Annotated in this window: 25 protein-coding genes; 23 read left to right on the forward strand and 2 right to left on the reverse strand. The window is 54.4% G+C overall.

Translation table 11 applies throughout. From position 1 onward, the window contains the following. Positions 1-7 precede the first annotated feature (7 nt). The 17 genes from pqqB (at position 8) to RAC65_RS01550 (ending at position 15,008) form a co-directional block, all read left to right on the forward strand. Positions 8-934 (forward strand): pyrroloquinoline quinone biosynthesis protein PqqB, encoded by a 927-nt coding sequence (gene pqqB, locus RAC65_RS01470; RefSeq protein ID WP_033741347.1) that lies wholly within the window; start codon positions 8-10, stop codon positions 932-934. After that, positions 928-1,683, forward strand: a complete 756-nt coding sequence (pqqC, locus tag RAC65_RS01475; RefSeq protein WP_033741349.1) for a pyrroloquinoline-quinone synthase PqqC — start codon at positions 928-930, stop codon at positions 1,681-1,683. Before pqqB ends, pqqC begins: the two co-directional genes overlap by 7 nt. A gap of 2 nt (positions 1,684-1,685) precedes the next feature. After that, positions 1,686-1,964, forward strand: coding sequence for a pyrroloquinoline quinone biosynthesis peptide chaperone PqqD (gene pqqD, locus RAC65_RS01480; RefSeq protein WP_110267531.1), 279 nt, complete (start codon positions 1,686-1,688; stop codon positions 1,962-1,964). Beyond that, a complete protein-coding gene (gene pqqE, locus RAC65_RS01485) occupies positions 1,951-3,093 on the forward strand; it encodes a pyrroloquinoline quinone biosynthesis protein PqqE (RefSeq protein ID WP_375096276.1) in 1,143 nt (380 codons plus the stop codon). The genes pqqD and pqqE overlap by 14 nt, the downstream gene beginning before the upstream one ends. Continuing rightward, positions 3,093-5,354 (forward strand): pyrroloquinoline quinone biosynthesis protein PqqF, encoded by a 2,262-nt coding sequence (pqqF, locus tag RAC65_RS01490; protein WP_375096277.1) that lies wholly within the window; start codon positions 3,093-3,095, stop codon positions 5,352-5,354. Before pqqE ends, pqqF begins: the two co-directional genes overlap by 1 nt. A 118-nt stretch (positions 5,355-5,472) precedes the next feature. Next, complete coding sequence (locus RAC65_RS01495; RefSeq protein WP_039340419.1) at positions 5,473-6,057, forward strand: YceI family protein; 585 nt, start codon at positions 5,473-5,475, stop codon at positions 6,055-6,057. 526 nt (positions 6,058-6,583) lie between these two features. After that, positions 6,584-7,564, forward strand: a complete 981-nt coding sequence (locus tag RAC65_RS01500; protein WP_054687763.1) for a 6-phosphofructokinase — start codon at positions 6,584-6,586, stop codon at positions 7,562-7,564. A 9-nt stretch (positions 7,565-7,573) separates the two neighbouring features. Continuing rightward, positions 7,574-7,888 carry a PTS sugar transporter subunit IIB gene (locus RAC65_RS01505; protein ID WP_033741363.1) on the forward strand — a complete coding sequence of 105 codons (315 nt, stop codon included), beginning with the start codon at positions 7,574-7,576 and terminating at the stop codon, positions 7,886-7,888. Continuing rightward, complete coding sequence (locus RAC65_RS01510) at positions 7,881-9,248, forward strand: PTS sugar transporter subunit IIC (RefSeq protein WP_033741366.1); 1,368 nt, start codon at positions 7,881-7,883, stop codon at positions 9,246-9,248. The genes RAC65_RS01505 and RAC65_RS01510 overlap by 8 nt, the downstream gene beginning before the upstream one ends. Beyond that, complete coding sequence (locus RAC65_RS01515; RefSeq protein ID WP_054687761.1) at positions 9,235-10,077, forward strand: class II fructose-bisphosphate aldolase; 843 nt, start codon at positions 9,235-9,237, stop codon at positions 10,075-10,077. Before RAC65_RS01510 ends, RAC65_RS01515 begins: the two co-directional genes overlap by 14 nt. A gap of 63 nt (positions 10,078-10,140) precedes the next feature. Further along, the gene (locus RAC65_RS01520; protein WP_039340416.1) at positions 10,141-10,410 is read left to right on the forward strand and encodes a hypothetical protein; all 270 of its coding nucleotides are present in this window, start codon (positions 10,141-10,143) and stop codon (positions 10,408-10,410) included. A 9-nt stretch (positions 10,411-10,419) separates the two neighbouring features. Next, positions 10,420-10,857: a PTS sugar transporter subunit IIA gene (locus tag RAC65_RS01525; RefSeq protein WP_054687760.1), complete on the forward strand. Its 438-nt coding sequence runs from the start codon at positions 10,420-10,422 to the stop codon at positions 10,855-10,857. Then, positions 10,854-11,495 carry a glucokinase gene (locus RAC65_RS01530; protein WP_367143053.1) on the forward strand — a complete coding sequence of 214 codons (642 nt, stop codon included), beginning with the start codon at positions 10,854-10,856 and terminating at the stop codon, positions 11,493-11,495. Before RAC65_RS01525 ends, RAC65_RS01530 begins: the two co-directional genes overlap by 4 nt. Then, positions 11,446-11,877, forward strand: coding sequence for a thiol-disulfide oxidoreductase DCC family protein (locus RAC65_RS01535; protein WP_375096278.1), 432 nt, complete (start codon positions 11,446-11,448; stop codon positions 11,875-11,877). Before RAC65_RS01530 ends, RAC65_RS01535 begins: the two co-directional genes overlap by 50 nt. A 151-nt stretch (positions 11,878-12,028) precedes the next feature. After that, entirely contained in the window at positions 12,029-12,436 is a 408-nt protein-coding gene (locus RAC65_RS01540) for a DUF2231 domain-containing protein (protein ID WP_006119106.1), read from the forward strand. Between the two features lie 12 nt (positions 12,437-12,448). Continuing rightward, positions 12,449-13,750 carry a sorbosone dehydrogenase family protein gene (locus RAC65_RS01545; protein ID WP_054633811.1) on the forward strand — a complete coding sequence of 434 codons (1,302 nt, stop codon included), beginning with the start codon at positions 12,449-12,451 and terminating at the stop codon, positions 13,748-13,750. Positions 13,751-14,378: 628 nt separating this feature from the next. Further along, positions 14,379-15,008 carry a DapH/DapD/GlmU-related protein gene (locus tag RAC65_RS01550; RefSeq protein ID WP_033741380.1) on the forward strand — a complete coding sequence of 210 codons (630 nt, stop codon included), beginning with the start codon at positions 14,379-14,381 and terminating at the stop codon, positions 15,006-15,008. 49 nt (positions 15,009-15,057) lie between these two features. Here the strand turns inward: RAC65_RS01550 and RAC65_RS01555 are convergent, their stop codons facing one another. After that, entirely contained in the window at positions 15,058-16,524 is a 1,467-nt protein-coding gene (locus RAC65_RS01555; protein ID WP_033741382.1) for a catalase, read from the reverse strand. Positions 16,525-16,850: 326 nt separating this feature from the next. Here RAC65_RS01555 and RAC65_RS01560 point away from each other — a divergent pair, with 326 nt between their 5' ends. From RAC65_RS01560 to RAC65_RS01585, 6 genes are all read left to right on the forward strand, one after another. Beyond that, positions 16,851-17,831 carry a TIM barrel protein gene (locus RAC65_RS01560; protein WP_054633809.1) on the forward strand — a complete coding sequence of 327 codons (981 nt, stop codon included), beginning with the start codon at positions 16,851-16,853 and terminating at the stop codon, positions 17,829-17,831. A 64-nt stretch (positions 17,832-17,895) separates the two neighbouring features. Continuing rightward, positions 17,896-18,936, forward strand: coding sequence for a substrate-binding domain-containing protein (locus tag RAC65_RS01565; protein WP_054633808.1), 1,041 nt, complete (start codon positions 17,896-17,898; stop codon positions 18,934-18,936). Between the two features lie 16 nt (positions 18,937-18,952). Then, the gene (locus tag RAC65_RS01570) at positions 18,953-20,452 is read left to right on the forward strand and encodes a sugar ABC transporter ATP-binding protein (RefSeq protein WP_054633807.1); all 1,500 of its coding nucleotides are present in this window, start codon (positions 18,953-18,955) and stop codon (positions 20,450-20,452) included. 31 nt (positions 20,453-20,483) lie between these two features. After that, positions 20,484-21,455, forward strand: a complete 972-nt coding sequence (locus tag RAC65_RS01575; RefSeq protein WP_375096279.1) for an ABC transporter permease — start codon at positions 20,484-20,486, stop codon at positions 21,453-21,455. After that, positions 21,455-22,312: a MurR/RpiR family transcriptional regulator gene (locus RAC65_RS01580; protein ID WP_054633805.1), complete on the forward strand. Its 858-nt coding sequence runs from the start codon at positions 21,455-21,457 to the stop codon at positions 22,310-22,312. The genes RAC65_RS01575 and RAC65_RS01580 overlap by 1 nt, the downstream gene beginning before the upstream one ends. A gap of 2 nt (positions 22,313-22,314) precedes the next feature. Continuing rightward, positions 22,315-23,175, forward strand: coding sequence for a PfkB family carbohydrate kinase (locus RAC65_RS01585; RefSeq protein WP_058708172.1), 861 nt, complete (start codon positions 22,315-22,317; stop codon positions 23,173-23,175). Between the two features lie 53 nt (positions 23,176-23,228). On the opposite strand, the gene RAC65_RS01590 is transcribed toward RAC65_RS01585, so the two are convergent. Next, the gene (locus RAC65_RS01590) at positions 23,229-24,260 is read right to left on the reverse strand and encodes an NADP-dependent oxidoreductase (RefSeq protein ID WP_033741384.1); all 1,032 of its coding nucleotides are present in this window, start codon (positions 24,258-24,260) and stop codon (positions 23,229-23,231) included. Between the last annotated feature and the right edge of the window lie 328 nt (positions 24,261-24,588).

A 24,588-nucleotide genomic window follows, 5' to 3' on the forward strand; every position in this document is an offset into this window, starting at 1 on the left:
CCCTTTCATGTTTATTAAAGTCCTTGGTTCGGCGGCAGGCGGCGGATTCCCGCAATGGAACTGCAACTGTCCCAACTGTCAGGGTGTCCGTAACGGCACCGTTCAGGCGACGCCGCGTACGCAGTCCTCTATTATTGTCAGCGATAATGGCGAGGACTGGGTGCTGTGCAATGCCTCCCCCGATATCAGTCAGCAGATTTTGCACACGCCAGAACTCATCAAAAAAGGTGTGCTGCGCGGTACGGCGATCGGCGGCATTATCCTGACTGACAGCCAGATCGACCATACTACCGGTCTGCTCAGTCTGCGTGAAGGTTGTCCGCATCAGGTATGGTGCACGCCGGAAGTCTATGACGATCTCACCACGGGTTTCCCGGTGTTCACCATGCTGAAACACTGGAACGGCGGCTTACAGCATCGTCCCATTCGCCCGTTAGCGCCGTTTAGCGTGGACGTCTGTCCGGATCTTCAGTTCACTGCGATTCCAATCCTCAGTAACGCACCACCGTACTCGCCTTATCGCGATCGGCCGTTACCGGGCCATAACGTGGCGCTGTTTATTGAAAACCGCGCAAACGGCCAGAAACTGCTGTATGCGCCCGGACTGGGCGAGCCGGATGCGGTGATTCTGCCGTGGCTCGAACAGGCGGACTGCCTGCTGATTGACGGCACGGTCTGGCAGGACGATGAATTACTCTCCGCGGGCGTGGGTAAAAATACCGGCAAGGCCATGGGCCATCTGGCGCTGGCCGAAGAGCAGGGGCTGATGGCGTTACTCGCCCGTCTGCCCGCAAAACGCAAAATCCTTATTCATATTAACAACACCAATCCCATTCTTGACGAACAGTCGCCTCAGCGTCAGTACCTGACTGAACAGGGCATTGAGGTGAGTCAGGACGGAATGGCGATACAGTTGCAGGACGAAAGATGCTGATTACGGAAACCCTGTCGCCTCAGGCCTTCGAACAGGCGCTGCGTGATAAAGGCGCGTACTACCATATCCATCACCCTTATCACATCGCGATGCACAATGGCCAGGCCACACGCGAGCAGATTCAGGGCTGGGTGGCGAACCGCTTCTATTATCAAACCAGTATCCCGTTGAAGGATGCGGCCATCATGGCCAACTGCCCGGACCCGGCTACCCGGCGTAAATGGGTACAACGTATTCTGGATCACGATGGCAGTCAGGGCGCTGATGGCGGCATTGAGGCCTGGCTGCGGCTGGGCGAGGCGGTCGGGCTGACGCGTGAGGCATTGCTTTCTGAACAGCATGTCCTGCCGGGCGTGCGTTTTGCGGTAGATGCCTATGTCAACTTTGCCCGCCGCGCTAACTGGCAGGAGGCGGCCTGCAGTTCGCTGACGGAGTTGTTTGCGCCACAGATTCATCAGTCACGGCTCGACAGCTGGCCTCAGCACTATCCATGGATTAAAGAAGAAGGCTATTTTTACTTCCGCAGCCGTCTGAGTCAGGCTAACCGCGACGTGGAACACGGTCTTGCCCTGGCGCTTGAGTTCTGTAATACGGCGGAAAAACAGAACAGGATGCTGGAGATTCTGCAGTTCAAGCTGGACATTCTCTGGACGCTGCTGGATGCCATGACCATGGCTTACGAACTTCACCGCCCGCCTTATCACAGCGTGACCGATAAGGCCGTCTGGCACACAACCCGACTGGTATAATGATGAACGAACACACAATTGTCGCCTTTCGCCGTGGCTACCGTATGCAATGGGAAGCGGCACAGGACAGCCATGTGGTGCTTTATCCCGAAGGCATGGCGAAGTTAAATGAAACCGCTGCGGCTATTCTGGCGCTGGTGGACGGCAAACAGGATATCGCTTCCATTATTGCCACGCTGGATGCTCAGTTCCCGGACGCGGGCGGCGTGGGCGAAGATGTGAAAGAATTCCTGCAGTCAGCTTATGAACAGAAGTGGATACAGTTCCGTGACCCAACCTAAACCCGGCGTCAACCCACCGCTCTGGCTGCTGGCAGAGTTAACCTATCGCTGTCCGCTCCAGTGTCCGTACTGTTCGAACCCCCTGGATTTTGCCCAGCAGGCGCGCGAGCTTACCACCGCACAGTGGATCGAGGTCTTTCGCCAGGCCCGTGCCATGGGCAGCGTGCAGCTGGGCTTTTCGGGCGGTGAACCGCTGACGCGTAAGGATCTCCCCGAACTCATCAAAGCGGCGCGTGATCTAGGGTTTTATACCAACCTGATCACCTCCGGCATTGGTCTGACGGAGAAAAAACTCGACGCATTCAGCGAGGCCGGTCTGGATCATATTCAGATCAGTTTTCAGGCCAGTGATGAAACCCTCAACGCGGCGCTGGCCGGCTCGAAAAAAGCCTTTCAGCAGAAGCTGGAGATGGCGCGCGCAGTGAAAGCTCACGGCTATCCGATGGTGCTGAATTTCGTACTGCATCGCCATAACATCGACCAGATCGATAAGATTATCGATCTGTGCATTGAGCTGGAGGCGGATGATGTTGAACTGGCGACCTGCCAGTTTTACGGTTGGGCACAGCTGAACCGCGAAGGGTTATTGCCGACGCGTGAGCAGATTGCCGGGGCGGAGGCGGTCGTTAACCGCTACCGCACGCAGATGAACGAGCGGGGCAGTCTCACCAATCTGCTGTTCGTTACGCCAGATTACTATGAAGAACGACCAAAGCCGTGCATGGGCGGTTGGGGCGCGATTTTCCTGAGCGTCACGCCAGAAGGCACGGCGCTGCCGTGCCACAGCGCGCGACAGTTGCCGGTGGCCTTTCCCTCGGTCCTGGAGCAGTCGCTGGAAGACATCTGGTATCACTCGTTTGGTTTTAACCGCTACCGGGGGTTCGACTGGATGCCGGAACCTTGCCGCTCCTGTGATGAAAAAGAGAAAGACTTTGGTGGCTGCCGCTGCCAGGCCTTTATGCTGACCGGCGATGCCGATAATACCGATCCGGTCTGCAGTAAGTCACCGCATCACGGCACAATCCTTGAGGCGCGCCGTCAGGCAGACTGCAGTGATATCAAAATCGGTCAGCTACAGTTCCGCAACCGCACCAATTCTCAGTTGATCTATAAAACGCGGAATCTGTAATGCACACACGCAGCCTGACCCTGAACGGACTCCGCGTGACGCTCGTCCACCAGCCGGACGCAACGCAGGCGGCGGCGCTGGTGAAGGTGGCGGCGGGCAGTCACGATGAACCTGATAACTGGCCCGGCCTGGCGCATCTGCTTGAGCATATGCTGTTCAGCGGTGGCCAGCGCTGGCCCGACGAAGGGCGGCTGATGAGCTGGGTGCAGGCGCAGGGCGGACAGGTGAATGCCACCACCCTGGCGCGCCAGAGCGCCTTTTTTTTTGAAGTCGCCCCGGACAGTCTGGTTGATGGCCTGCTGCGCCTGCAGGATATGCTGAGCGCGCCGCGGTTAACGCCAGAGGCCATTACTCAGGAAATTGCTGTGATTGATGCCGAGCATCGGCTGCTGCAGCATCACGCTGCGGCCAGAGCAGAGGCGGCTATATTCTCAACGGTCATCGCACCGGCCAGTTTCCAGCGCTTTCAGACCGGCAACAGGGCGGTTTTTGGTGACAACGTCACTGAGTTGCAGGCCGCGCTGCGGGCGTTTCATCAGCGTTTTTATCACGCCGGCACGATGACGCTGTGGCTTCAGGGGCCGCAGCCGCTGGACGAACTGGCAACGCTGGCTGAGATTTTTGCTGCTCCTTTTGCCCTTCGGGATGCGGGCAGTCTTCCGGCACCAGACGTTGAATTATCGGCCGACAGGAGGCTGATGTTGCAGCAGGACGGCCCGTCCGAAGTGACGCTGAGCTGGCTGTTACCAACGGCGTTAAGTGACAGTGTCACGCTGTTGCGCGAGTTTTTGCTGGATGAAGCCCCCGGCGGCTTGCTGGCCGCCTTGTACGCGCGCGGGCTCGCCAGTCAGCTACAGATAAAATGGCTGTATCAGTCCGCAAAAACGCAGTGGTTGATGATGACAGTGACGGGTGAGCAACCCGCCGTGGTACAGGCATTGCTGATGTCATTTTTCGCCGCCTTGAGTCATACCACAGCGACGCAGCGGCAACACTACTGGCACCTGGCGCAGCGGCGGCTGGCTGCATTGTCGCCCTTAATGCAGCTTCAGGCGCGGGCTTTAGGGTTTGCCGCCACGGGCGACTGCCCCGAACTCTCGCCCTTATTACAGACGCTGGCCGGCGTGCCAGCAACCACCCTGGTTTGTGCCGCTGACGTGGCTGGCGAATCACGCAGCGTACAGGGTTATGCGCTCACCCTGGCGCGCTGGCAGGTGCCCGACGTCAGTGTTCCCCCTGTTGAGTGGTTTTATTATCCCGGCCCTAATCCTTTCCCGCCCGCCAGGCTGCCCACCACCGCGGTGACGTTGCCACACATTCACCCGGATGAAACCTCCGGCACGCTGATACTTCGTCCCGAACTGTACAGCACGCTGGCGGCAGGTCAGGCCTGCGAAAGCGCCTTGCGGCCGGTGTTTGCAGTACTGCGTCACTTTGGCGGCGGTGGGGAATGGTGTGAAAGGCAGGGCGTCTGGCAACTGACGCTGGACTTACCCGCCGACGAGGCGTTGCTCAGCGCGGCGCTGGCGCAACTGTTATCCTGCCTGATGCCGACAACGGAAGAGGCCAGCTCTGCCATTCCCGGTATTGCAATACGCGAACTGCTACGGCAATTGCCTTACTGCCTGGCGTCGTCCGTGCAGCCGCAGCGCTGGCGGGCCATCCTTCTGGGCGGTAATGCCCGTCGACATCAACAACTTGCGCAACAGCTCAGCGTGCTGAAGGTCAATTCTGCTACATTACCCGCGCGGGCATGGGTGAGCGGCGAAAGCAGGATACCGCACCCCTCGGACGACAGCGCCATTCTGCTGTTCATACCACTGGCCGATCCTCAACAGCTGGCCGCCCTGCGCGCGCTGGCGCTGCTATACGCGCCGCGATTTTATCAGCGCTACCGTGTTGAACACCCCATCGGTTATGTCGTCAGCTGCCGTTACCAGCGTTGTGTGGATATCGACGGTATTCTTTTTGCGCTTCAGTCACCGACCCTGTCTGCCACAACGCTGATTCAGTATTGCGACGATTTCCTGCAGCAGATGACGTCCGTGACAGACGCGGCCGATCTCGACGGGGTGAAAACACAGTTAGCCGCAGCGCAGGAAGAACCCACCGTCGAGGCGCTGCGTCAGGCTAACGGACTGCCCACACTGACGTCACAGGATATTGCTGCCCTCAGCACTCAGCAGTTAACGCAGCTGCATCACCAGTTATGCAGCCAGAAATCAGCGTGGCGCATCTTACGTACAGACGATAAGCAGTAGAATAATTACTCGTCGATATTGTTGAATGATTTTGATTGTTTACGCCAAATCTCTTCACTTTTTATTCCTGCCGCTTTGCACCAGACTCAATGTGACGCCATAAAAAAAGGAATGAAAAGTGAAAGATGTTAAACGTTTTACACTGCCACTGATCGCAGTTGCCGCGCTGTATATACCGGTTTCTCAGGCTGAGACAATGCACTACCAGCTGGATCCACAGCATACGTCGGTCGTTATGAGCTGGGAACACTTCGGCTTCTCGCATCCTACCGCCGATATTCCGGATGCCACGGGGTCACTGGTGTTCGACAGCAGCAAACCCGAGCAGTCGCGTGTTGACGTGACCTTGCCTGTCACCAAAATTGACAGCCATGTGCCTGCACTGACGAAAGAATTTAAAGGCGCCGACTATTTTGACGTCGCCAAATACCCGAGCGCGACCTTCCGCAGCACCAAAGTCATTGCTAAAGGCGATAACAAATTTGACGTAGAAGGTAATCTGACGCTGAAAGGCATCACCAAACCGGTTACGCTGCACGCCACGCTGAACAAGCAGGGTGAGCATCCGATGGTGAAAAAGCAGGCGATTGGTTTTGATGCGACCGGCACCATCAAGCGTTCTGACTTCAAACTGGATAAATACGTGCCTGCGGTCAGCGACGATGTCAAACTGACCATCTCCACCGAAGCGTACGCAAAATAACGCTTTCAGCATGTTTTCCAGCCCGGCACATCCGTTGCCGGGTTTTTTTATGCCCGCTTCACCCAACGTCACCGGTACAGCACAGCTCGCTTTGCGCAAACGTTCATCATCGTGCCGCGCGTGTAAGAAAACCCGGTGAACGGTTAACCGGACAAGATGAATCCTTTTTCGCTGCCGAAATAACCGGTATCTATGCTGACCGCCAAAATAACCCGTCAGCATCACAGTGAAAAGTGAGGCGAAAATCACAAATCTGCATCGCGGTTTTTTTGTTATCCGGACACGCGCCAGAAATAACGGTTTCTCTTCGCCTGATGATATTTAACCCGTTGTTTTATCAACCGAAGCTCACAGACCGGGCGCGCTTATTAATTGTGATTTAATTCACATAAACACCTGTTTTAACCCCGCTGTCAATCTATCCACCCGGCAAAATACTCTCGTTTTTGTGATCTCACTTGCAAATATAAGGCTTGTATCCCGAAACAATAGCCCGCAGACGCATTGAGCCAGAGAGGAATGGAGAATGAGAATCGGGATGGTAATCAGCGGCGGCGATGTTACCGGCATAAATAATTTTATTTTTCAGATTGCGAGAATGACGCAGGCGGAAATGCTGTTATTTAATGGCGGTATTCCGGGACTTCTCGATAATGTCTGTCAGGAAATTGCGCAACGCGATTTAGTGGATTTCTCTGTTACCTCGATTCCGGTTATGCAGTCGGGAAGGACCACGCGAAAATTAATTCGCAGCGAATACGAAACCATCACCCGACAGCTTAAGGCATTGCGTATTGATGTATTAATTATGGCCGGCGGAGATGGCTCACTGCAATTTTTACATACGCTGAGCGAATTCGGTGTGAACTGTTTTGGCATCGGTATGACGATTGATAACGATGTCTTCGGCAGTGATTACACCGTGGGCTTTTCAACTGCCTGTGAGCAGGTACTTAAAGAGGTGGCAAAACTGCGGAATACGGGCCGCGCATTAACCGGCCGGGTATTTATGGTCGAGTTGCTCGGCGGTTACTGCGGTGAACTGACGCTGCAATCGGCAATAAAATCGAATGCGGATTTTGCGTTAATCCCCGAGTGTCAGATTCCGACGGCGACGCTGGCCGGGCGCATCACTCAGCGCCTCAGTGAACAGAACAGCGTCATTATCCTGTGCTCTGAGGGCTATACACGTGAATATTCACCGGGCTTTCAGGGCGCAATCGATACCTTAATTAAGCAACTTGAACCGTTGATCGGTGTGCGCATTCGCAAAACGATTGTCGGTTATGGACTGCGTAATGGCGATCCCACCTGTGAAGAAATTTATCAGGGTACCATTATGGCAAGTGAAGTGGTTCGTTGTATTCAATCCGGAATGCGCAATAAAGCCGTCATTATTAACGGCAGCAATAAGCCTATTCCGATTGACTTAATAAGCATGAAGAAACGCCTGGTCGATACAGAAGGGCACCATTATAAACTCGCTAAACAACTGCAAATAGTGTGAGGAGAAAACATGCTGAAAATTTTATGTGTTTGTGGTTGTGGTCTGGGTTCAAGTTTCGCCATCGAAATGAGTGCGAAAGCCGTTTTAAAAAAACTGGAAATTGAAGCCGATATCGATCACACCACAATTTCAGAAGCTAATGCATTTAAATCCGACATGATTCTGACGCAAAAAGCGTTTGCGGATGTTTTAAATGCTGACGCCACACCAGAACAGATTAAACGGGTCATTATATTAAATAAACTTACCGATAAAGCCGAAATTGAGCAAAAGATCGTGGCTTTCTTAAAAGAACGTAATATGAAGGTTGCTAATCATGAATAGTGTAATCAATTTTCTGGTTAAAGATTTACTGGGACAGGCATCCATTCTTATCGCTTTTATTGCGCTGATTGGGCTGGTGCTGCAAAAGAAATCTGCGGGAAAAGTGGTAGAAGGGACATTTAAAACCCTGCTCGGCTTCTTAATTATGATGGCGGGCATCAATATTATTGTCGGCGCACTGACCTTCCTGAACAGTATCTTCACCCACGGCTTTGGCATGCAGGGCTACATCACCGATGTGGCTGCCATCGCCGGGCTGGCCAACCGTGAACTGGGCTCCGAAGTGGCCATGACGCTGCTGGTGATCTTTATCGTCAATATCATCATTGCCCGCCTGACGCCGTTTAAATACATCTTCCTGACCGGACAGGCGTTGTTATGGATGGCCACGATTGGTGCGGTCATCGGCTATAAAGCAGGCTTAACCGGCTTACCGCTGATTCTGACCGGCGGGATTTTTGGTGGCGTTATGGCTGTCGTGATGCCCGCGCTGGCCCAGCCGGTGGTACGGCGTATTACCGATTCGGACGATGTTGCCCTGGGCCACTTCTGTACCATCGGCTATCTGCTGACGGCGGCCGTGGCGAAGGTGGTCGGTAAAGGGTCACGTTCGACGGAGGATCTGAAGTTACCGGACAACTTCAAATTTTTACAGGACACCTACCTGTCAATGGCGGTGGTGATGGTGCCAATGTACCTGATCCCTGCGCTGGCAGCCGGTCCCGCCTTTATTGCGCAGTACAGCAGCGGCACCAACTACCTGATGTATGCCTTTATGCAGTCCATTCAGTTTGTCGCGGGCGTGTTTGTCCTCTACAGCGGTGTGCGACTGCTGCTGAATGAACTGGTTCCGGCATTCCGTGGCATTGCCATGCGGCTGGTGCCGGATGCGAAGCCTGCACTTGACTGCCCGGTCATGTTTCCTTATGCGCCTAACGCAGTCATTGTCGGTTTCCTGGCGACCACGCTCGGCTCCGTGGTCGGCATGCTGGTGTTCCCGATGTTTGGTCTGGCAATGATTCTGCCGGGTCTGCTCACCAACTTCTTTGCAGGCGGCACGGCAGGCGTGTTTGGTAATGCGTTGGGGGGCCGGCGCGGAGCGATGATCGGGGGCTTCGTGCACGGCTTATTCATTACCTTCCTGCCGGCCATTCTGGTGCCGATGCTGGAAAGTTATGGCTTTACCGGCGTGACCTTCAGCGATTCCGACGTCATCAGTACCGGCCTGGTTTTGGGACATGCTTTCCAGAATAACTGGTTGTTCGTCGCCGTATTCGTCGCCTTTGTTACCGCTATCGCCTGGTTTGTTAACGGAAAATCCACTTCATCCCGTGAGGAAAACGTGCATGAAACTTTATAATTTTACTGACCTGCTCAAGATTGCCAAAGAACGTGATTTTAAAGCAGTGGGCTCGTTTAATTTACATTGTCTGGAAATGCTGCCCGCCTTTTTTAAGGCGGCAGAACAAACCCACAGCCCGTTAATGATTCAGATATCTACCGGTACGGCAAAATATCTCGGACACGAATTACTGGTCGATGCCGTTAAATCTTTAGCGAAAAGTAAAAATATTCCAACCTGTCTGCATCTGGATCACTGTTCTGATTTAGAGGCGATTCAGACAGCGATTAACGCCGGATTCAGTTCGGTCATGTACGATGGCTCACATTTACCGCTTGAGGAAAATATTGCTAATACCCGACGGGTTATTGATATGGCGCGCCCGCTAAATGTCTCCGTGGAAGCTGAGCTGGGCGCAATCGGCGGATCGGAAGATGGTAAATGCGTGGAGATGGATGAAATTGCGTTTACCCCTGTAGAGGATGCCAAGCGCTTTGTGCACGAAACGGGCGTCGACATGCTGGCGATTTCCATCGGCACCGTGCACGGCCTGTATACCGGGAAAGCCCATATTCAGCACCAGCGCCTGGCCGCAATCACCGACGCCACCGCGACGCCGCTGGTCCTGCACGGCGGAACGGGCGTGAGTGATGAAGATATGCGCCTGGCTGTCAGCAGCGGTATCGACAAAGTGAACGTGGGCACCGAGATGAATGTCCAGTGGGTGGCGCAGTGCAAAACCACGTTCGAAAAAGGCAAAGTAAACGACAGCGTGCGTAATTTCCTGGTGCCCGCTAATAATGCGGTAACCAATGTATTAGTGGAAAAAATGCAGTTATTCCGCTAACCCCATTTATCCCGACGTAAATAAACCTGAAGTGCCCGCGCGCTTTTCGGGGCAGGAGTCGCTATGTTTGGATTCATGAAAAAGAAAGTGGAAAATCAACCGCAGGATGCGGCCGAACAGGATCGCCTGGCAGAATCCGTCAGCGAGAAAATAAGGCAGCTGGAAGCGAAGCTGGCCAGTAATACCGCCGATACCGACACGCAAAAACAATTAATGCTGGAATATAACCGGGCATTATCACTCTATGCAAAAAGCCGTCGTTACCGGGATCACATCGATCCTCTGTTTGTGAAAATTGATGAATTACGCAATCTGGTGCGAAAATCAGTTTAAGGAGCAGTAATGACCATTAAACAGTTATTACAGGAAGCCAGTGCCATTCAGGTCGGGGTTGCGGCCAGCGACTGGCAACAGGTGATCGCCATGGCGGCCAAACCGCTGGTGGCGGGCGGCTATATTCGGGCCTCGTATCCTCAGGCTGTCATTGATAACACGCTCACGCACGGTGCCTATTATGTGTTTGAAGAAGGTATCGCCATTCCTCATGCCCGCCCGGAAACGGGCGTTATTCGCGACTGTTTTAGTCTGATTGTGCTGGCAGAACCGATCTCGTTTGGGGGCAGTGAAAAGGCCGATATCGTCATCATGTTCGGTGCCCGTGACAGTAATGCCCACATTGAAGAGGGCATTCGCGCGATTGTCTCGCTGCTTGACGATGACGCGACGCTGGTCAAACTACGCCAGGCCAGTAGCATGGCGGACGTCATGGAGATCTTATGACCAGACAGGCGGAAAGTAAGCGAGTAGTACTGGTCAACGGAATTCCCGCCTCGGGCAAAAGTACGCTGACCCGGATGCTGTCCGGGCGTTTCACCTTACCGGTATTAACGCTGGACAGCATTAAGGAGCCCTTCATGTCCAGCTTCGCCCCGGTCGATCGTCAGCGTAACCGACAGCTCGGCTGTGCGGCTTACCAGGCGATCTGGAATATTGTGGGCCAGTCACCGGTGAACACGGTTTTTCTGATTGATGCCTGGTTTGGGTTTCAGTCGAAAAGCGTGCTGGAGCAGGGTTTGCAGCGAGCGGGCGTGGATGAGGTGCTGGAGATCTGGATGCAGATCTCACCCGATGAGGCGGTGGCGCGTTACCAGGCTCGCCTGGCGCAACGCATGCCGGGTCACCCCGGCGTGGAGTATCTTCCGGAACTGCGTCGTCTGGCGGAAGAAGCACAACCCATGGCACTGGGGCCGCTGCTGCGGGTTAATGCCAGGGCCATCGATGAAGCGGCGGTTTGTCAGTGGCTGGCTCAGCATACGGGAAAGAAGGACTATACTGCGTCTGTTGAGGATGAAACAGAGGAGCCGCCCCATGCCACAGCCCCCTTATCTGCAAACGGGCGAGAGCGTCGTGCTTTATGATGGTGTATGCAAACTTTGTACAGGATGGGTGCGTTTCCTGTTGCGCCACCGGCTGGCGCGGCAGGTCCGTTTTGCTTCCGTCCAGAGTGAGGAGGGCAAAGCACTACTGAGATGGGCCGGCCTGCCTGACGACAATATCAGCACGATCGTCTACATTCGGGATGAACAGCACTGGCTTCGGGCGCAGGCTATTTTTCGCGTTTTTCAGCAGTTGCCGCTGCCGTGGCGCATTATGAGCGTGCTGCGCTGGTTGCCGAAACGCCTCAGTAACCTTTTTTACGACGCCATTGCGCTGAACCGCTACAGGCTGGTTGGCCGCTATGCGACGCAACAGCCCATTCGCGCCGATTATCCAGGCCGGTTCCTGTCGCATCAGGCCTGACGACACCGCTTTACCCGTCATCGCCTGCAAAGGTGAATTAAAACCATCATTTTTCTTCAGGTTTACTAATATTTTACAGGCAGGTTAACAACGTAATGGGAAGGTAATACGTTGTGCCTGGGCTGTATAACTATTGAAAATGGAGAAAATCATGCGCAACACCTCTGGACGATCGGCCATCGCCGTGACGCTTTACGCTCTCCTCGAACCTCTACCGGTGGGCTTTTTTGTAGCGGCCTGGCTGTTCGATATCGTCTATATGAAGACGACTGTCATCTTCTGGTCTGTCAGTGCCAGTTGGTTAATCGCAATAGGTCTGGTCATTGCTGTTCTGCCACGAGTAATTAGTCTTATTTATCTGTTCCGCGGCAGCAGCGCGCCAGAGAAAACCCATTTCTGGATCTCGCTGGTGGCTATCCTGCTGGCTATCGCTAACGCCTTTATTCACAGCCGTGATGCGTACGCCGTGGTGCCCACGGCGGTGATTCTCTCAACGCTGGTGGTGATACTGCTACTGCTGGCGAATGTGCAACTTGCCCTTCGTCAACGCATCGCTTAAGGAGAAGCCCCAATGAAAATACCACAATATTCCCTGATAGCGTTGGCGCTGACGGCCCTGTTAGCCGGGTGTGATAACGGTGCGTCGGTCGCGCCTGAAAAACAGATTGGTGCGAATCCTGAGCTGCCGGAAGCCAAAAATTTTATGGTACCGCCGATGCAGGTGCCCAAAGGTGTTCCGTGGAAGAACGGCGAAATGCCCAAGGTCGCCGAGGGGCTGAAGATAGAGAAGATTGCCGATAAGCTTCAGCATCCGCGTCAGGTCTACGTGCTGCCGAACAACGATATTTTGGTCGCGGAATCCAACGGCACACCCAAACCCACGACCAAGCCGAAAGAGCTGATTACGGGTCTGGTAAAAAATGCCTCAGGCAAAGGGGGCAAAGGCGGTAACCGCATCACCCTGTTGCGTAATGTGAATGGCAAGTGGGAGCAACACCGCTTTATCGAGAATCTGACCGCGCCGTTTGGCATGCAACTGGTCGGGAATACCCTGTATGTGGCAAATGCAGACAGTCTGGTGAAATTTCCCTACAGCGAAGGACAAACCGAGATTCGCACCGCGCCGGAAGAGGTGACCGAATTACCCGGCGGGCCCATTAACCACCACTGGACAAAAGCGCTGTTAGCCAGTCCTGATGGCAGCAAACTGTATGTCGGCGTCGGGTCGAACAGCAACATCACCGAAAACGGTATTGGTGCGGAATACCGCCGTGCCGCCGTGCTGGAGGTCGATGCCGCCAGCGGTGCCAGCCGCATTTATGCCAGCGGCTTGCGTAACCCGACGGGGCTCGACTGGGAGCCGCAGACGAAGCAGTTGTGGGCGGTCGTCAACGAGCGTGACGAAATTGGCTCGGATCTGGTGCCCGACTACCTGACGTCTGTTAAAGAGAAAGGCTTCTATGGCTGGCCCTACAGCTATTTTGGTCAACACGTTGATGTACGCGCTCAGCCGCAGCGACCGGATCTGGTCAAAACAGCCATCAAGCCTGATTACGCTCTGAGCTCGCATGTCGCCCCACTGGGCCTGTTGTTCTATGGTGCAGAGAATATGCCGCAGTACCGGGGCGGTGCCTTTATCAGCGAACACGGGAGCTGGAACCGTAAGCCACTGAACGGCTACAAGGTCATCTGGGTGAAATTCGAAAACGGGAAACCGGTGGGGCAACCGCAAACCGTGGTGTCCGGCTTTTTGACTGAGGATGAAAAAGAAGTGCACGGCTTACCGGTGGGCCTGGCCAGCGATAAGCAGGGCGGGTTAATTATCGCCGATGATGCAGGTGATACGATCTGGCGCGTCAGTTCAGCGAAGTAATTGCGACTGCGCAGGCATAAAAAAAGGATTTGGCATAACGCCAAATCCTTTTTTCTTTTGTTCGTCCTGCGGCGGGTAACCGGAGGACAAACGAGGTGCTCAGCACTCTCCACAGGTTGAGTGTAAAGAGTGACAGCGAAGACTTCAAGTTTGGCCAAAATACTGTATATTTATACATGTGTTGAGCGTCGGGCATCGCACCGTGGTTAACTGATTGCTTCCAGGGGAGCACGGTTATGTAAATCCCGGCAGGTCCCAGGTGGTGCTGGCCTGTGGCTTAAACCATGAGTGCCGCTCAGCCCTCTCCACAACGTTGTGCTCAGGCAGTCGGCGGGTAATGTCAGAGTCCTGGCTGCTGAACAGCGCGCTCCCTAAGCAGGAGAAGGAAAGTGATGGAACTGACTAAGCTGATTCTGGAGATTATCCGGGTCATCTTGCAGATCATCGTTGCCCTTTTGCAACTGACCGGTCATGCAAAATAACCGGAACTTTGACCAAGGCGGAGCTAACCACTCCGCCTTTTTCGTTGTCAATTGTCTGTCATGTTATCCGGCTACAGTGGCGCGGCAGTCAGGCGCCTTACGGGCATCACTTATCCAGACCTCAGACCAGAGCCGGGAGCATTTCCATGTCACTTGCCGCGGTAAAACCCGCCAAACTTCAGCAAACCGAAATCGATGCCAGCGTACGCATGCGTGAAACGCAGATTGGCGCGCAGTGTGAAATTCTGGCTCACAGCTATCTGGAATACAGCACCCTGGGCGATTTCTCCTATGTAGGTGAACATTGTTGCATTGCCGACAGTGAGATTGGCCGTTTCACCGCGATCGCTAATCAGGTCCGGATTGGCGCGCCGAATCACCCGATGAATCGCGCGTCACAACACCGCTTTACCTATTGTCCGGAGTATTACGACGCGACCGCCACGCGCGACCACGGTTTTTTCACCGCCCGGCGAGAAGACAGAGTGATCATTGGCAATGACGTCTGGATCGGTCATGGCGTGATCGTATTGCCCGGCGTCACGGTGGGCGACGGGGCGGTGCTGGCGGCGGGCGCGGTGGTGACGAAAGACGTTGCAGCCTATACCGTGGTCGGTGGCGTGCCCGCCAAACCGATTCGGGTTCGCTTCCATCCGGCGATTGCCACGCGCTTACAACACATCGCCTGGTGGAACTGGCCACGGGAAAAGATCATGGCAAACCTTGCCGATTTTCAGTCAGAGGATATTGAGCAGTTTTGTGCAAAGCATGGCTGAATGCGACGGGGATAAAACGGTGGCGGATGCCACCGTTTGGCAGGGCGGTTTAGCGTTTAGCCCGCGCGTCCAGCACGGCCGTGGCGATGCGGTCGCCAATGGTTTTGTCGATATTGCGCCAGTACGCAAAAGCCCGCGACAGCACTGGCTCTTCCACGCCGTTTAACAGATGACCCGTAACGTTGTTGACCAGCCGGTCACGCGCGGCGTCATCCATCACCTTATTGATCAACGTATTCGCCTGGCCTACGTCGTCGTCGTCACGGCGCAGAGAATAGGGTGCCCGTACCATATCGCCGCTGGCAGACCAGACCGAGTCGGTTGGATAACGTTCACCATCGGCAACCGGGCCGCCTTTGCTGTTGGGCGCATAAACCGGGTCGGATACCGGGTTAATGCGCATCGCGCCGTCTTTGCTGTAGCTGTTGACCGGCGACTGCGGGGCGTTAACCGGAATCTGCTTGTAATTTACCCCGAGTCGGGCGCGGTGGGCATCCGCATAGGCAAAGACGCGCCCGAGCAGCATCTTATCCGGGCTCAGACCAATACCGGGCACCAGATTGTTAGGCTCAAAGGCAGCCTGTTCAATCTGCGCATGATTGTCGGTAGGATTGCGGTTCAGCGTAAGTTTTCCAACCTTGATCAACGGGTAATCGCTGTGCGGCCAGACCTTGGTGAGATCGAACGGGTTGTAGCGGTATTCATCTGCCTCCGCAAAGGGCATGATCTGCATATAGAGCGTCCAGCTCGGAAAGTGGCCGTTTTTAATGGACATGAACAGATCGCGCGTATGGTAATCGCCGTCCTCACCTGCCAGCTTATCGGCTTCCTGCTGCGTCAGGTTTTCAATGCCCTGATCGGTATGGAAGTGGTATTTCACCCAGAACTTCTCGCCCTGTGCGTTTACCCACATATAGGTGTGACTGGAGTAGCCGTTCATATGACGCCAGCTTTTGGGAATACCGCGATCGCCCATCAGCCACGTGACCTGGTGCGACGATTCCGGTGACAGCGTCCAGAAATCCCACTGCATATCGTTGTCACGCAGATTGTTGTCCGCACGGCGTTTTTGCGAGCGAATAAAATGCTGAAACTTCATCGGGTCGCGAATAAAAAACACCGGCGTATTGTTGCCCACCAGGTCGTAATTGCCTTCGCGGGTATAAAACTTGATGGAAAAACCGCGTGGATCGCGCCAGGTATCCGGGCTGCCGCGCTCACCGGCTACGGTTGAGAAGCGCATCAGCACATCCGTTTTCGTGCCGGGCTGAAAAACGTTGGCTTTGGTGTAGCGACTGACATCTTCAGTCACCTCAAAAAAGCCAAAGGCGCCGCTCCCTTTTGCATGTGGCTGCCGTTCAGGAATACGTTCACGGTTAAAATTCGCCATCTGCTCAATCAGATAGTGATCGTGCAGTACCAGTGGGCCGTCCGGTCCTACCGACAAAGAGTGTTCATCGCTGGCAACCGGAATGCCTGCATCTGTGGTGGTGGGTTTACGCGCATCGTGACTCATTCAATTAGTCTCCATGTTTATACGGGTATTGCATGGAATAAGCGTAGCGTAAAACGCAGAAGCGCAACGGCAGATTGCATCCCAATAGCCGTTTTCTCTCACACACACGTGACCTTTATCGCGCCAGGCCCATCCCGTTGGGACTTTTCGCACTCTGAACCCGGCTTTCCACTGACGAGCTATCCGTGACGGTTATCGCATTTCAACGATCCTGTCTGTTTTGGTGCTTGCGTGTGGCGCGGCAAGGCGTAAATTATCTTATAACTTCACAATTAAGTGTGAAAAAGAAAAGTACATTACAACCCTGTGATGAAGGATTGCGCCACATGTCTGATTTAAAATTTGCCACACGTCTTAACTCGTTTGCATCGGGGGCACATCGCTACTGGCCAGCGTTACAGGGGAAGCCCTCCGTTATGCAAATGGTGGCGCGTGCGGGTACCGTTAATGGCCTGACCCACCTGGATCTCAACTATCCCCAACACCTTACGGCAGATATCAAAACGCTGCGTCAGGCCATTGAGGACGCGGGACTGGCAGTGAACGGCATGCAGATGCGTTGGGATGCACCGCAGTTCAAGATTGGCGCCTTTACCCATCCTGATGCCAACATTCGTCGCGAAGCTATCGAGCTCACCAAGCGCGGCATTGATGCCGGACGGGAATTCGGCTCAACACTGATGACGTTGTGGATGGGGCAGGATGGCTTTGATTACTGTTTTCAGGTCAATTACAAAAAAATCTGGGAAGACGCGGTCAGCGCAGTGCGCGAAATTGCAGAATATGCCCCGGATGTCGACGTGAGTATTGAGTACAAACCTAACGAACCCCGCGCCTACAGCATCTTTCCTAACGTCACAACCTGCCTGCTGGCGGTGGAAGAAGCGGGCTGCCCGAACCTGGGGATCACCCTGGATTTCGCTCACGTCCTGTTCGCCAATGAAATTCCGGCCTGGGCTGCCGCCATGGTCGCACGCCGCTCCCGGCTGCTGGGGCTGGATCTGAATGATGGCTGGGGTAAACGTGATGACGGGTTAATGGTCGGAGCGGTGAATCCGCGTGCCACGCTGGAATTCCTGTGGCAGATGCAGCGCGATGGCTATCAGGGCGCATATTACTTCGACACGTTCCCGGACGCCAGCGGGCTGGATCCAGTGCGTGAAGCCGAAACCAACATCGCCACCGTGAAACGCCTCCTGAAACTGTGCGAGCAATTTAATGATAACGCGGCGCTGGCCGAGGCTATCCGTCATCAGGATGCCGTGGCGTCGCAGCAGATCGTCAACGACATTATGCTGGCGCGTTAGTCATCGCGTCGGTGTGAAACCATCCAGATGTACCTTACAAATGCATAATTAGAAGGCTAACAATATGAAAAAACGTCTCCTCGCTGTGCTGGCCTCGTTGCTGCTCGGTTCCAGCGTTTACGCAGCCGATCTGGCACCCCTCAAATCCGATACCGAAACGGACCGTACTGACTGGTCACAGCTTGACAGTCAATACGGTGCGATGCCCAAGGTCGATAAGTCGCTGAAAATTGGCGGCGTATCCAAAACGCTGACCAACGAATACTGGCGTTTACTTGGTGAAGGCTACCAGAACGCGGCCAAAAAATATGGTATCACCGTGGCTTATCAGGCCGCGGCAAATGAAGACGACCAGCTGGGACAACTCTCGATTGCCGAAACGCTAATCTCTCAAGGGTTTAACGGCCTGTTGGTTTCACCTCAAACCGATATCAACCTCGAACCCGCACTGGAAAGCGCCAACAGCAAAAAAATTCCGGTCGTGAACGTCAACGATGCCGTCATGCCAAACGCGGAACACTACGTTGGCAACGTCCAGAAAGACAACGGGGTTCGGGTGGCGAAGTGGTTTATTGAGCACCATCCCCAGGGCGGCAAGGTTGCGGTCATTGAAGGGCAACCTGGCGTTTACGCGGCTGGCCAGCGCACCAGTGGTTTTAAAGAAACGCTGAAAGCGAACGGCAAGTTCAATGTGGTGGCCAGCGTGCCAGCGAACTGGAGCCGTGAGCAGGCTTACAATGCGGCCAGCACCATTCTGCAACAGCATCCCGATCTGATTGGTTTCTACGCCAACAATGACACCATGGCCCTTGGCGTGGTGGAAGCGGTGCGCGCAATGGACAAGGCAAAACAGGTTGCGGTATTTGGGACTGACGGTATTTCAGATGCCTATGCCTCGATCAAGCGCGGTGAGTTGACCGGCACAGTAGACAGCTTCCCGATGCTGACTGGCGAAGTGGCGATGGATGTGATGCTGCGTCTCATCGACGGCCAGAAAATTTCACGTGTCGTCTCAACACCGCAGGCGCTCATCACCAAAGAGAATGCCGATGCCTTTTCTACCAAAGACATGGATAAGCTGCGTCAGCTGTTAGCGCAGCAGTAAGCCAGGCGGAGAGTGTATGGAACAGTATCGCTTAATGATGCGCGGCATCAGCAAAACCTACGGCAGCGCTGCAGCTTTACAAAATGTCGACTTTTTTGTGAAGCCGGGTGAAGTGCATGCCCTGATTGGCGAGAATGGTGCGGGAAAATCCACCCTGTTAAACATTCTTTCCGGCGTGCGCGATGCGGACAGCGGTGAAATCAGCGTGAACGGCCAGACGGTACACATGAAAAACCCGCTCAGTGCGCGTCATGCAGGCATTGCGATGATCCATCAGGAGCTGCAGCATGTTCCCGAACTCTCCGTTGCGCAGAACATGTTTCTGGGCCGCCCGTTAACCAAAGCGAAGGGGTTGTGGGTCGATAAAGCGGCACAGTTAGCGCGTGCCACGTTAATCCTGAAGCGCCTGGATCCGACGATCGATCCTGATATGCCGATTAAGGCGCTAAAGGTTTCGCAACAGCAGGTGGTGGAAATTGCGCGTGCCTTACTGGATGACGCAAAAATCATCGCCATGGATGAGCCGACGTCCAGCCTGACACCGCAAGAGTTTGACCGTCTGGCTGAACTGATTGCCGACCTGAAGTCTCTGGGCGTTTCACTGATCTACGTGTCACATAAGATGAACGAGATCTTCAGCGTGTGCGACCGGGCAACCATCATGCGTGATGGCAAACAGGTCGGGGTCGTTAATATCTGTGATGAAACTGAAGAGAGCATTGTGGCCAAAATGGTGGGCCGCAAGATCGAAAAGCTCGACCACAATGCCTTCGTGACGTCGCAGGAAGTATTACGGGTAGAGAACCTGGGACGGAGCAACGTCATATCGCCTGCAAATTTTAGCGTCAACGCCGGGGAAGTGTTGGGCATTGCAGGACTGGTGGGTGCAGGACGTACCGAACTTCTCAAACTGATCGCCGGTATTGACAGGCGCACCAGCGGCACGGTGCAGGTCAATGGCCGGTTGGTCCCCAACCACAATATCAGCGCGGCGATCCGGGCAGGCATCGGCCTGGTACCGGAAGATCGTAAAAAAGAGGGCATCATCAAAGCGCGCGCCGTGAAGATGAATATGGCGCTGTCGTCTATGCGCCAGTTCACCCTGGCCGGGGTAATCAATAAACTCCGGTTAAATCGCGTGGCGCACGATGTGATGAGCGACCTGAAACTTCGCCCGCTGGATATCGAAAAAACCATCGGCACGCTTAGCGGCGGTAATCAACAGAAAGTGATTATTGGTCGCTGGGTAGCAGCTGATACCAAAGTTTTCTTATTTGATGAGCCAACCCGGGGAATTGATATTGGTGCCAAGTCCGAAATTTACAATCTTATTGAGCGCCTGGCACAGGCAGGTAAAGCGATTATTGTTGTCTCGTCAGAGATGACAGAAATTATTCGTATTTGCGATCGTGTTCTGGTCATGCGGGAAGGGAAGATTACCCAGACATTAACCGGTGATGCGATTACCGAAGAGAATATAGCCCGCTTTGCCATTAAAGAAACAGAAATGGCCTGATCGAACACCTTTAAAGATAAAGGCGATAAACATGACAACGCAAACTAATATGCAGCAGCCAGGGCGTTCTTCGTCGCTGCTTAAATTCAACCTGCGCGATGCCGGAACCTTAATCGGTTTGGTCATTATTGTGGTGACATTCTCATTTTTGTCACCGGTCTTTTTAACCGTTCCCAATCTGCTGAATATTATGCAGCAGTCGTCAATAAATGCCTTAATTGCGCTGGGCATGACCCTGGTAATCATTTCGGGCGGCATTGACTTATCGGTCGGGCCCACGGCGGCGCTGTCCGCCGTATTAGGGGCTACGCTGATGGTTTCTGGCGTACCGGTCCCCCTGGCAATCATGGCGACGCTGGGCATCGGGGTCATTAGCGGCATGTTTAGCGGTTCACTGATTGCTTATGCCGGGCTACAACCGTTTATTGTGACGCTGGGCGGTCTGTCGCTGTTTCGCGCCGTTGCCCTGATTTATACCGGTGGCAATCCGGTCTTTGGCATTCCGATGTCGTTCCGTAGCCTGATTAGCAGCACGCTATTTGGCGTGCCCACGCCCATCGTGGTGGTGGCGGTCATTGCTTTGTGCTTATGGGTCGTTATGAATAAGACGCCGCTGGGCGAATACATTCTGGCGATTGGCGGTAATGAAGAGGCTGCCCGGGTAGCGGGTGTGCCGGTGAAGCGCACCAAGGTGACGGTGTACGTGATCTCCGGCATGCTGGCGTCACTGGCCTCGTTGATTCTGATTGGTCGCCTGGGCGCGGCGGAACCCACCATTGGCAATCTGTGGGAGCTGGATGCGATTGCCGCCGCCGCCATCGGCGGGGCGTCACTGATGGGAGGGAAAGGCAGTATTTTTGGCACCCTGATCGGCGTCATTATTCTGGGGGCGCTGCGTAATGGATTGACACTGCTTAATATTCAGGCGTTTTATCAATTGCTCGCTACCGGTCTTATTATTATCATAGCGATGTTGATTGACCGAGCGACCCGAGGCAAGTAATGAAGCAAGATCCGCGAGCCATTGGCGCTCAAATTCGTATGCGATTACCCCAACTGACCCCGTTAGAACGGCGCGTGGTTGAGGCGATCACGGCCCGAACCGACATCACTGAACAAACCTCATTAAAAGAGATTGCGCAGGAGAACGGTGTATCGGAAGCGATGATAGTGAAGATAACAAAAAAGCTTAACTTCACGGGATTCAGAAATTTCAGGAGCAGTTTAATTTATTATAACGCGTCTGAAGTGGCCGGTTTGCATGCAGAAATTGAGCCTGATGATTCTTCGGAACAATTACTGGCAAAAGTTTTCCGCACGTCTATTCAGGCTATTGAAGAAACCCTGTCGGTTTTAGATGTGTCCGAATTTAATCGCGCGGCAGATATTATTTTTAAAGCACGTCATATTGATCTTTATGCTGTCGGCGGTTCGGCAACGGTCGCCCGTGATTTATCCCACAAGATGCTAAAAATAGGGATTAAATCCAGCGCCTATGATGATGCCCATATTATGCTAATGTCTGCCGCCGTATTATCTGATGACGATGTGGTGATTGCCATTAGTCACTCAGGCGCAACGCGTGCCGTGAACGATCCGGTGAAATTAGCCGGTCGCAACGGCGCCAGAGTGATTGTCATTACTAATTACGCGGAGTCGCCTATTGCGCGTCATGCGCATGTGGTTCTTAATTCAACTTCTCAGGGATCGCATCTGTTAGGGGAAAACGCCGCGTCACGAATCGCCCAACTGAATATACTGGATGCGCTTTTTGTGGCTATCGCGAAAAAGGATTTGAAGCGGGCGGAGAAAAACCTGATGAAAACCCAGCATGCGGTTCAGGATCTGCGGGAATTCTGAGCATGAGCAAAATTGCAGTCACCGGCAGTCTTCATTACGACATTATGCTGGATGCCCACCATCGCCCTGAAAAAGGCGAAACGGTCATGGGTACCGCGTGCCGCTATAAGTTTGGTGGCAAAGGCGGCAACCAGGCAATCGCAGCGGCCAGTGCGGGCGCGGCGGTGTGTTTTATCGGGGCCGTAGGCGCGGATGAACAGGGCCGGTTCTTACTGAATCGCCTGCAACAGGCGGGTGTAGAAACACAACACGTTGCGGTGCTTAACGACATGCCCTCTGGTATGAGCGTGGCGATTACCGATGCGGAAGGGGATTACGGCGCAGTGGTCGTCTCCAATGCCAACCAGCATATTTCCTGCCTGCCGTTTGCGCAGGCAGATTTCTGGCAGGGCGTTTCGATGCTGGTACTGCAAAATGAGGTGCCGGAAGCGGTGAATCTGGCGGCGGCGCAGGCAGCACGGCAGCAGCATATTCCGGTCTGCATCAATGCGGCACCGGCGCGCCCGCTCTCTGCTGAATTTGAACGCAGCATTGATGTGCTGGTGGTCAATGCGGTTGAAGCGCGAGACATGAGTGGCATTGTGGTCACCGATCTGTCGTCGGCACAGCAGGCGGCAACCCAACTGGCTGCTCGCTTTCCGTGCGTAGTGGTGACCGCCGGTGAACACGGTGTGGCGTTCAGCGAAGCCGGGAATACGCAAACGTTGCCAGCCCGAAAGGTGACGCTGGTCAGTACGCATGGCGCGGGTGACTGTTTCATGGGCGTATTGTGTCAGGCGCTGGCAGACGGTGAGGCGCTGGCGCTGGCCGTCGCGAAGGCCAATGATGCAGCCGCTACGCATGTTTCGCAGCCCATCCGCTAAAAATAAAAAAAATGCAACGTCAGTGACGTTGCATTATTACGTGATGCGTGGGATTACGAGGCTACTTTCACCACAGTCTTACCGAAGTTTTTACCGTTCAGCATATCAATAAATGCCTTAGGCGCATTTTCCAGACCGTCAATCATGTGCTCGCGATAGTGGATCTTCTTACTCTCTACCAGCGGCGTCATGGCTTTCAAAAACTCAGGATAGCGGTGGCCGTAATCCTGGAAAATGATAAAGCCCTGCATGCGAATGCGCCGGGTCAGAATACCGGCCATGATGCGTGAGGTACGGTCAGGGCCTGGCGGCAGCTCTTTTTGGCTGTAGGCAGAAACCAGTCCGCAAACCGGCACCCGCGCCGCCGGGTTCAGCAGCGGGAAGACCGCATCGAACACCTTACCGCCCACGTTTTCAAAATAGATATCAATGCCATCCGGGCAGGCATTTTTGAGCTGCTCTTCAAAGTCCTGGCTGTGGTGATCGATACAGGCATCAAAGCCCAGATTTTCCACCGCATGACGGCATTTTTCTTCACCACCCGCGACACCTACCACGCGGCAGCCTTTCATTTTTCCTAACTGGCCCACGGTCGCGCCCACCGGGCCGGTTGCCGCCGCGACAACCAGGGTTTCGCCTTCTTTCGGCTGACCGATATCCATTAATCCCATATAGGCCGTAAATCCGGGCATGCCGAGAATTCCCAGCGCCCAGGAGGGATGCGGGAGGTCGCTATTCAGACGGGCAACGTCTTTACCATCAGACACGGCATATTCCTGCCAGCCGCTCTGGCAAAGCACCCAGTCACCCGCTTTAAATTCACTGTTTTTGGATTCGGCGACCTGACAAACCGTGCCGCCAACCATCGGCTTATCCAGCTCTGCCGGTGGCGCGTAAGATTTCCCTTCATCCATACGTCCGCGCATATAAGGGTCGAGTGACAGATAAATCGTACGCAGTAAGATCTCGCCATCTTTGATTTCAGGTGTCGGCTGCGCAACATAACGGAAGTTGTCTTCCGTTGGTTCACCCTTGGGGCGTGAAGCCAAAAGCCAGGCGTGATTTGTTGTCGATTGTTCAGTCATAAAGTCGTCCTTTGCATGGGCAAACCGCTCAGGGTTGCCGGGAATGAATGGCTAAGTGTAGATGACAGAACAAAGCATGCTTAACCGTGCTGGCGGTCAACGGGCAGGGCAAACAGGACTCGCCCGGCGTACCGCTACGCACAGCGCGCGCCACGTGACCCGTTCAGATTGCTCCGAATCCAGCGCGTCGTGACGGTGTCACACGGGGAACAACGTTATACCGGTCGTCACGGAGTCTGAAGGGGGCGGTGACGCTGAAAGTCGCGTCAGGTGGCGGGGAAAAAGGGGGCGAAGATGCCCCAGCGTATAACCATGTCGCAGACGGTTC

It is taken from the genome of Pantoea sp. BS_8 (genome assembly GCF_041954965.1).
Lineage (GTDB): Bacteria > Pseudomonadota > Gammaproteobacteria > Enterobacterales > Enterobacteriaceae > Pantoea > Pantoea stewartii.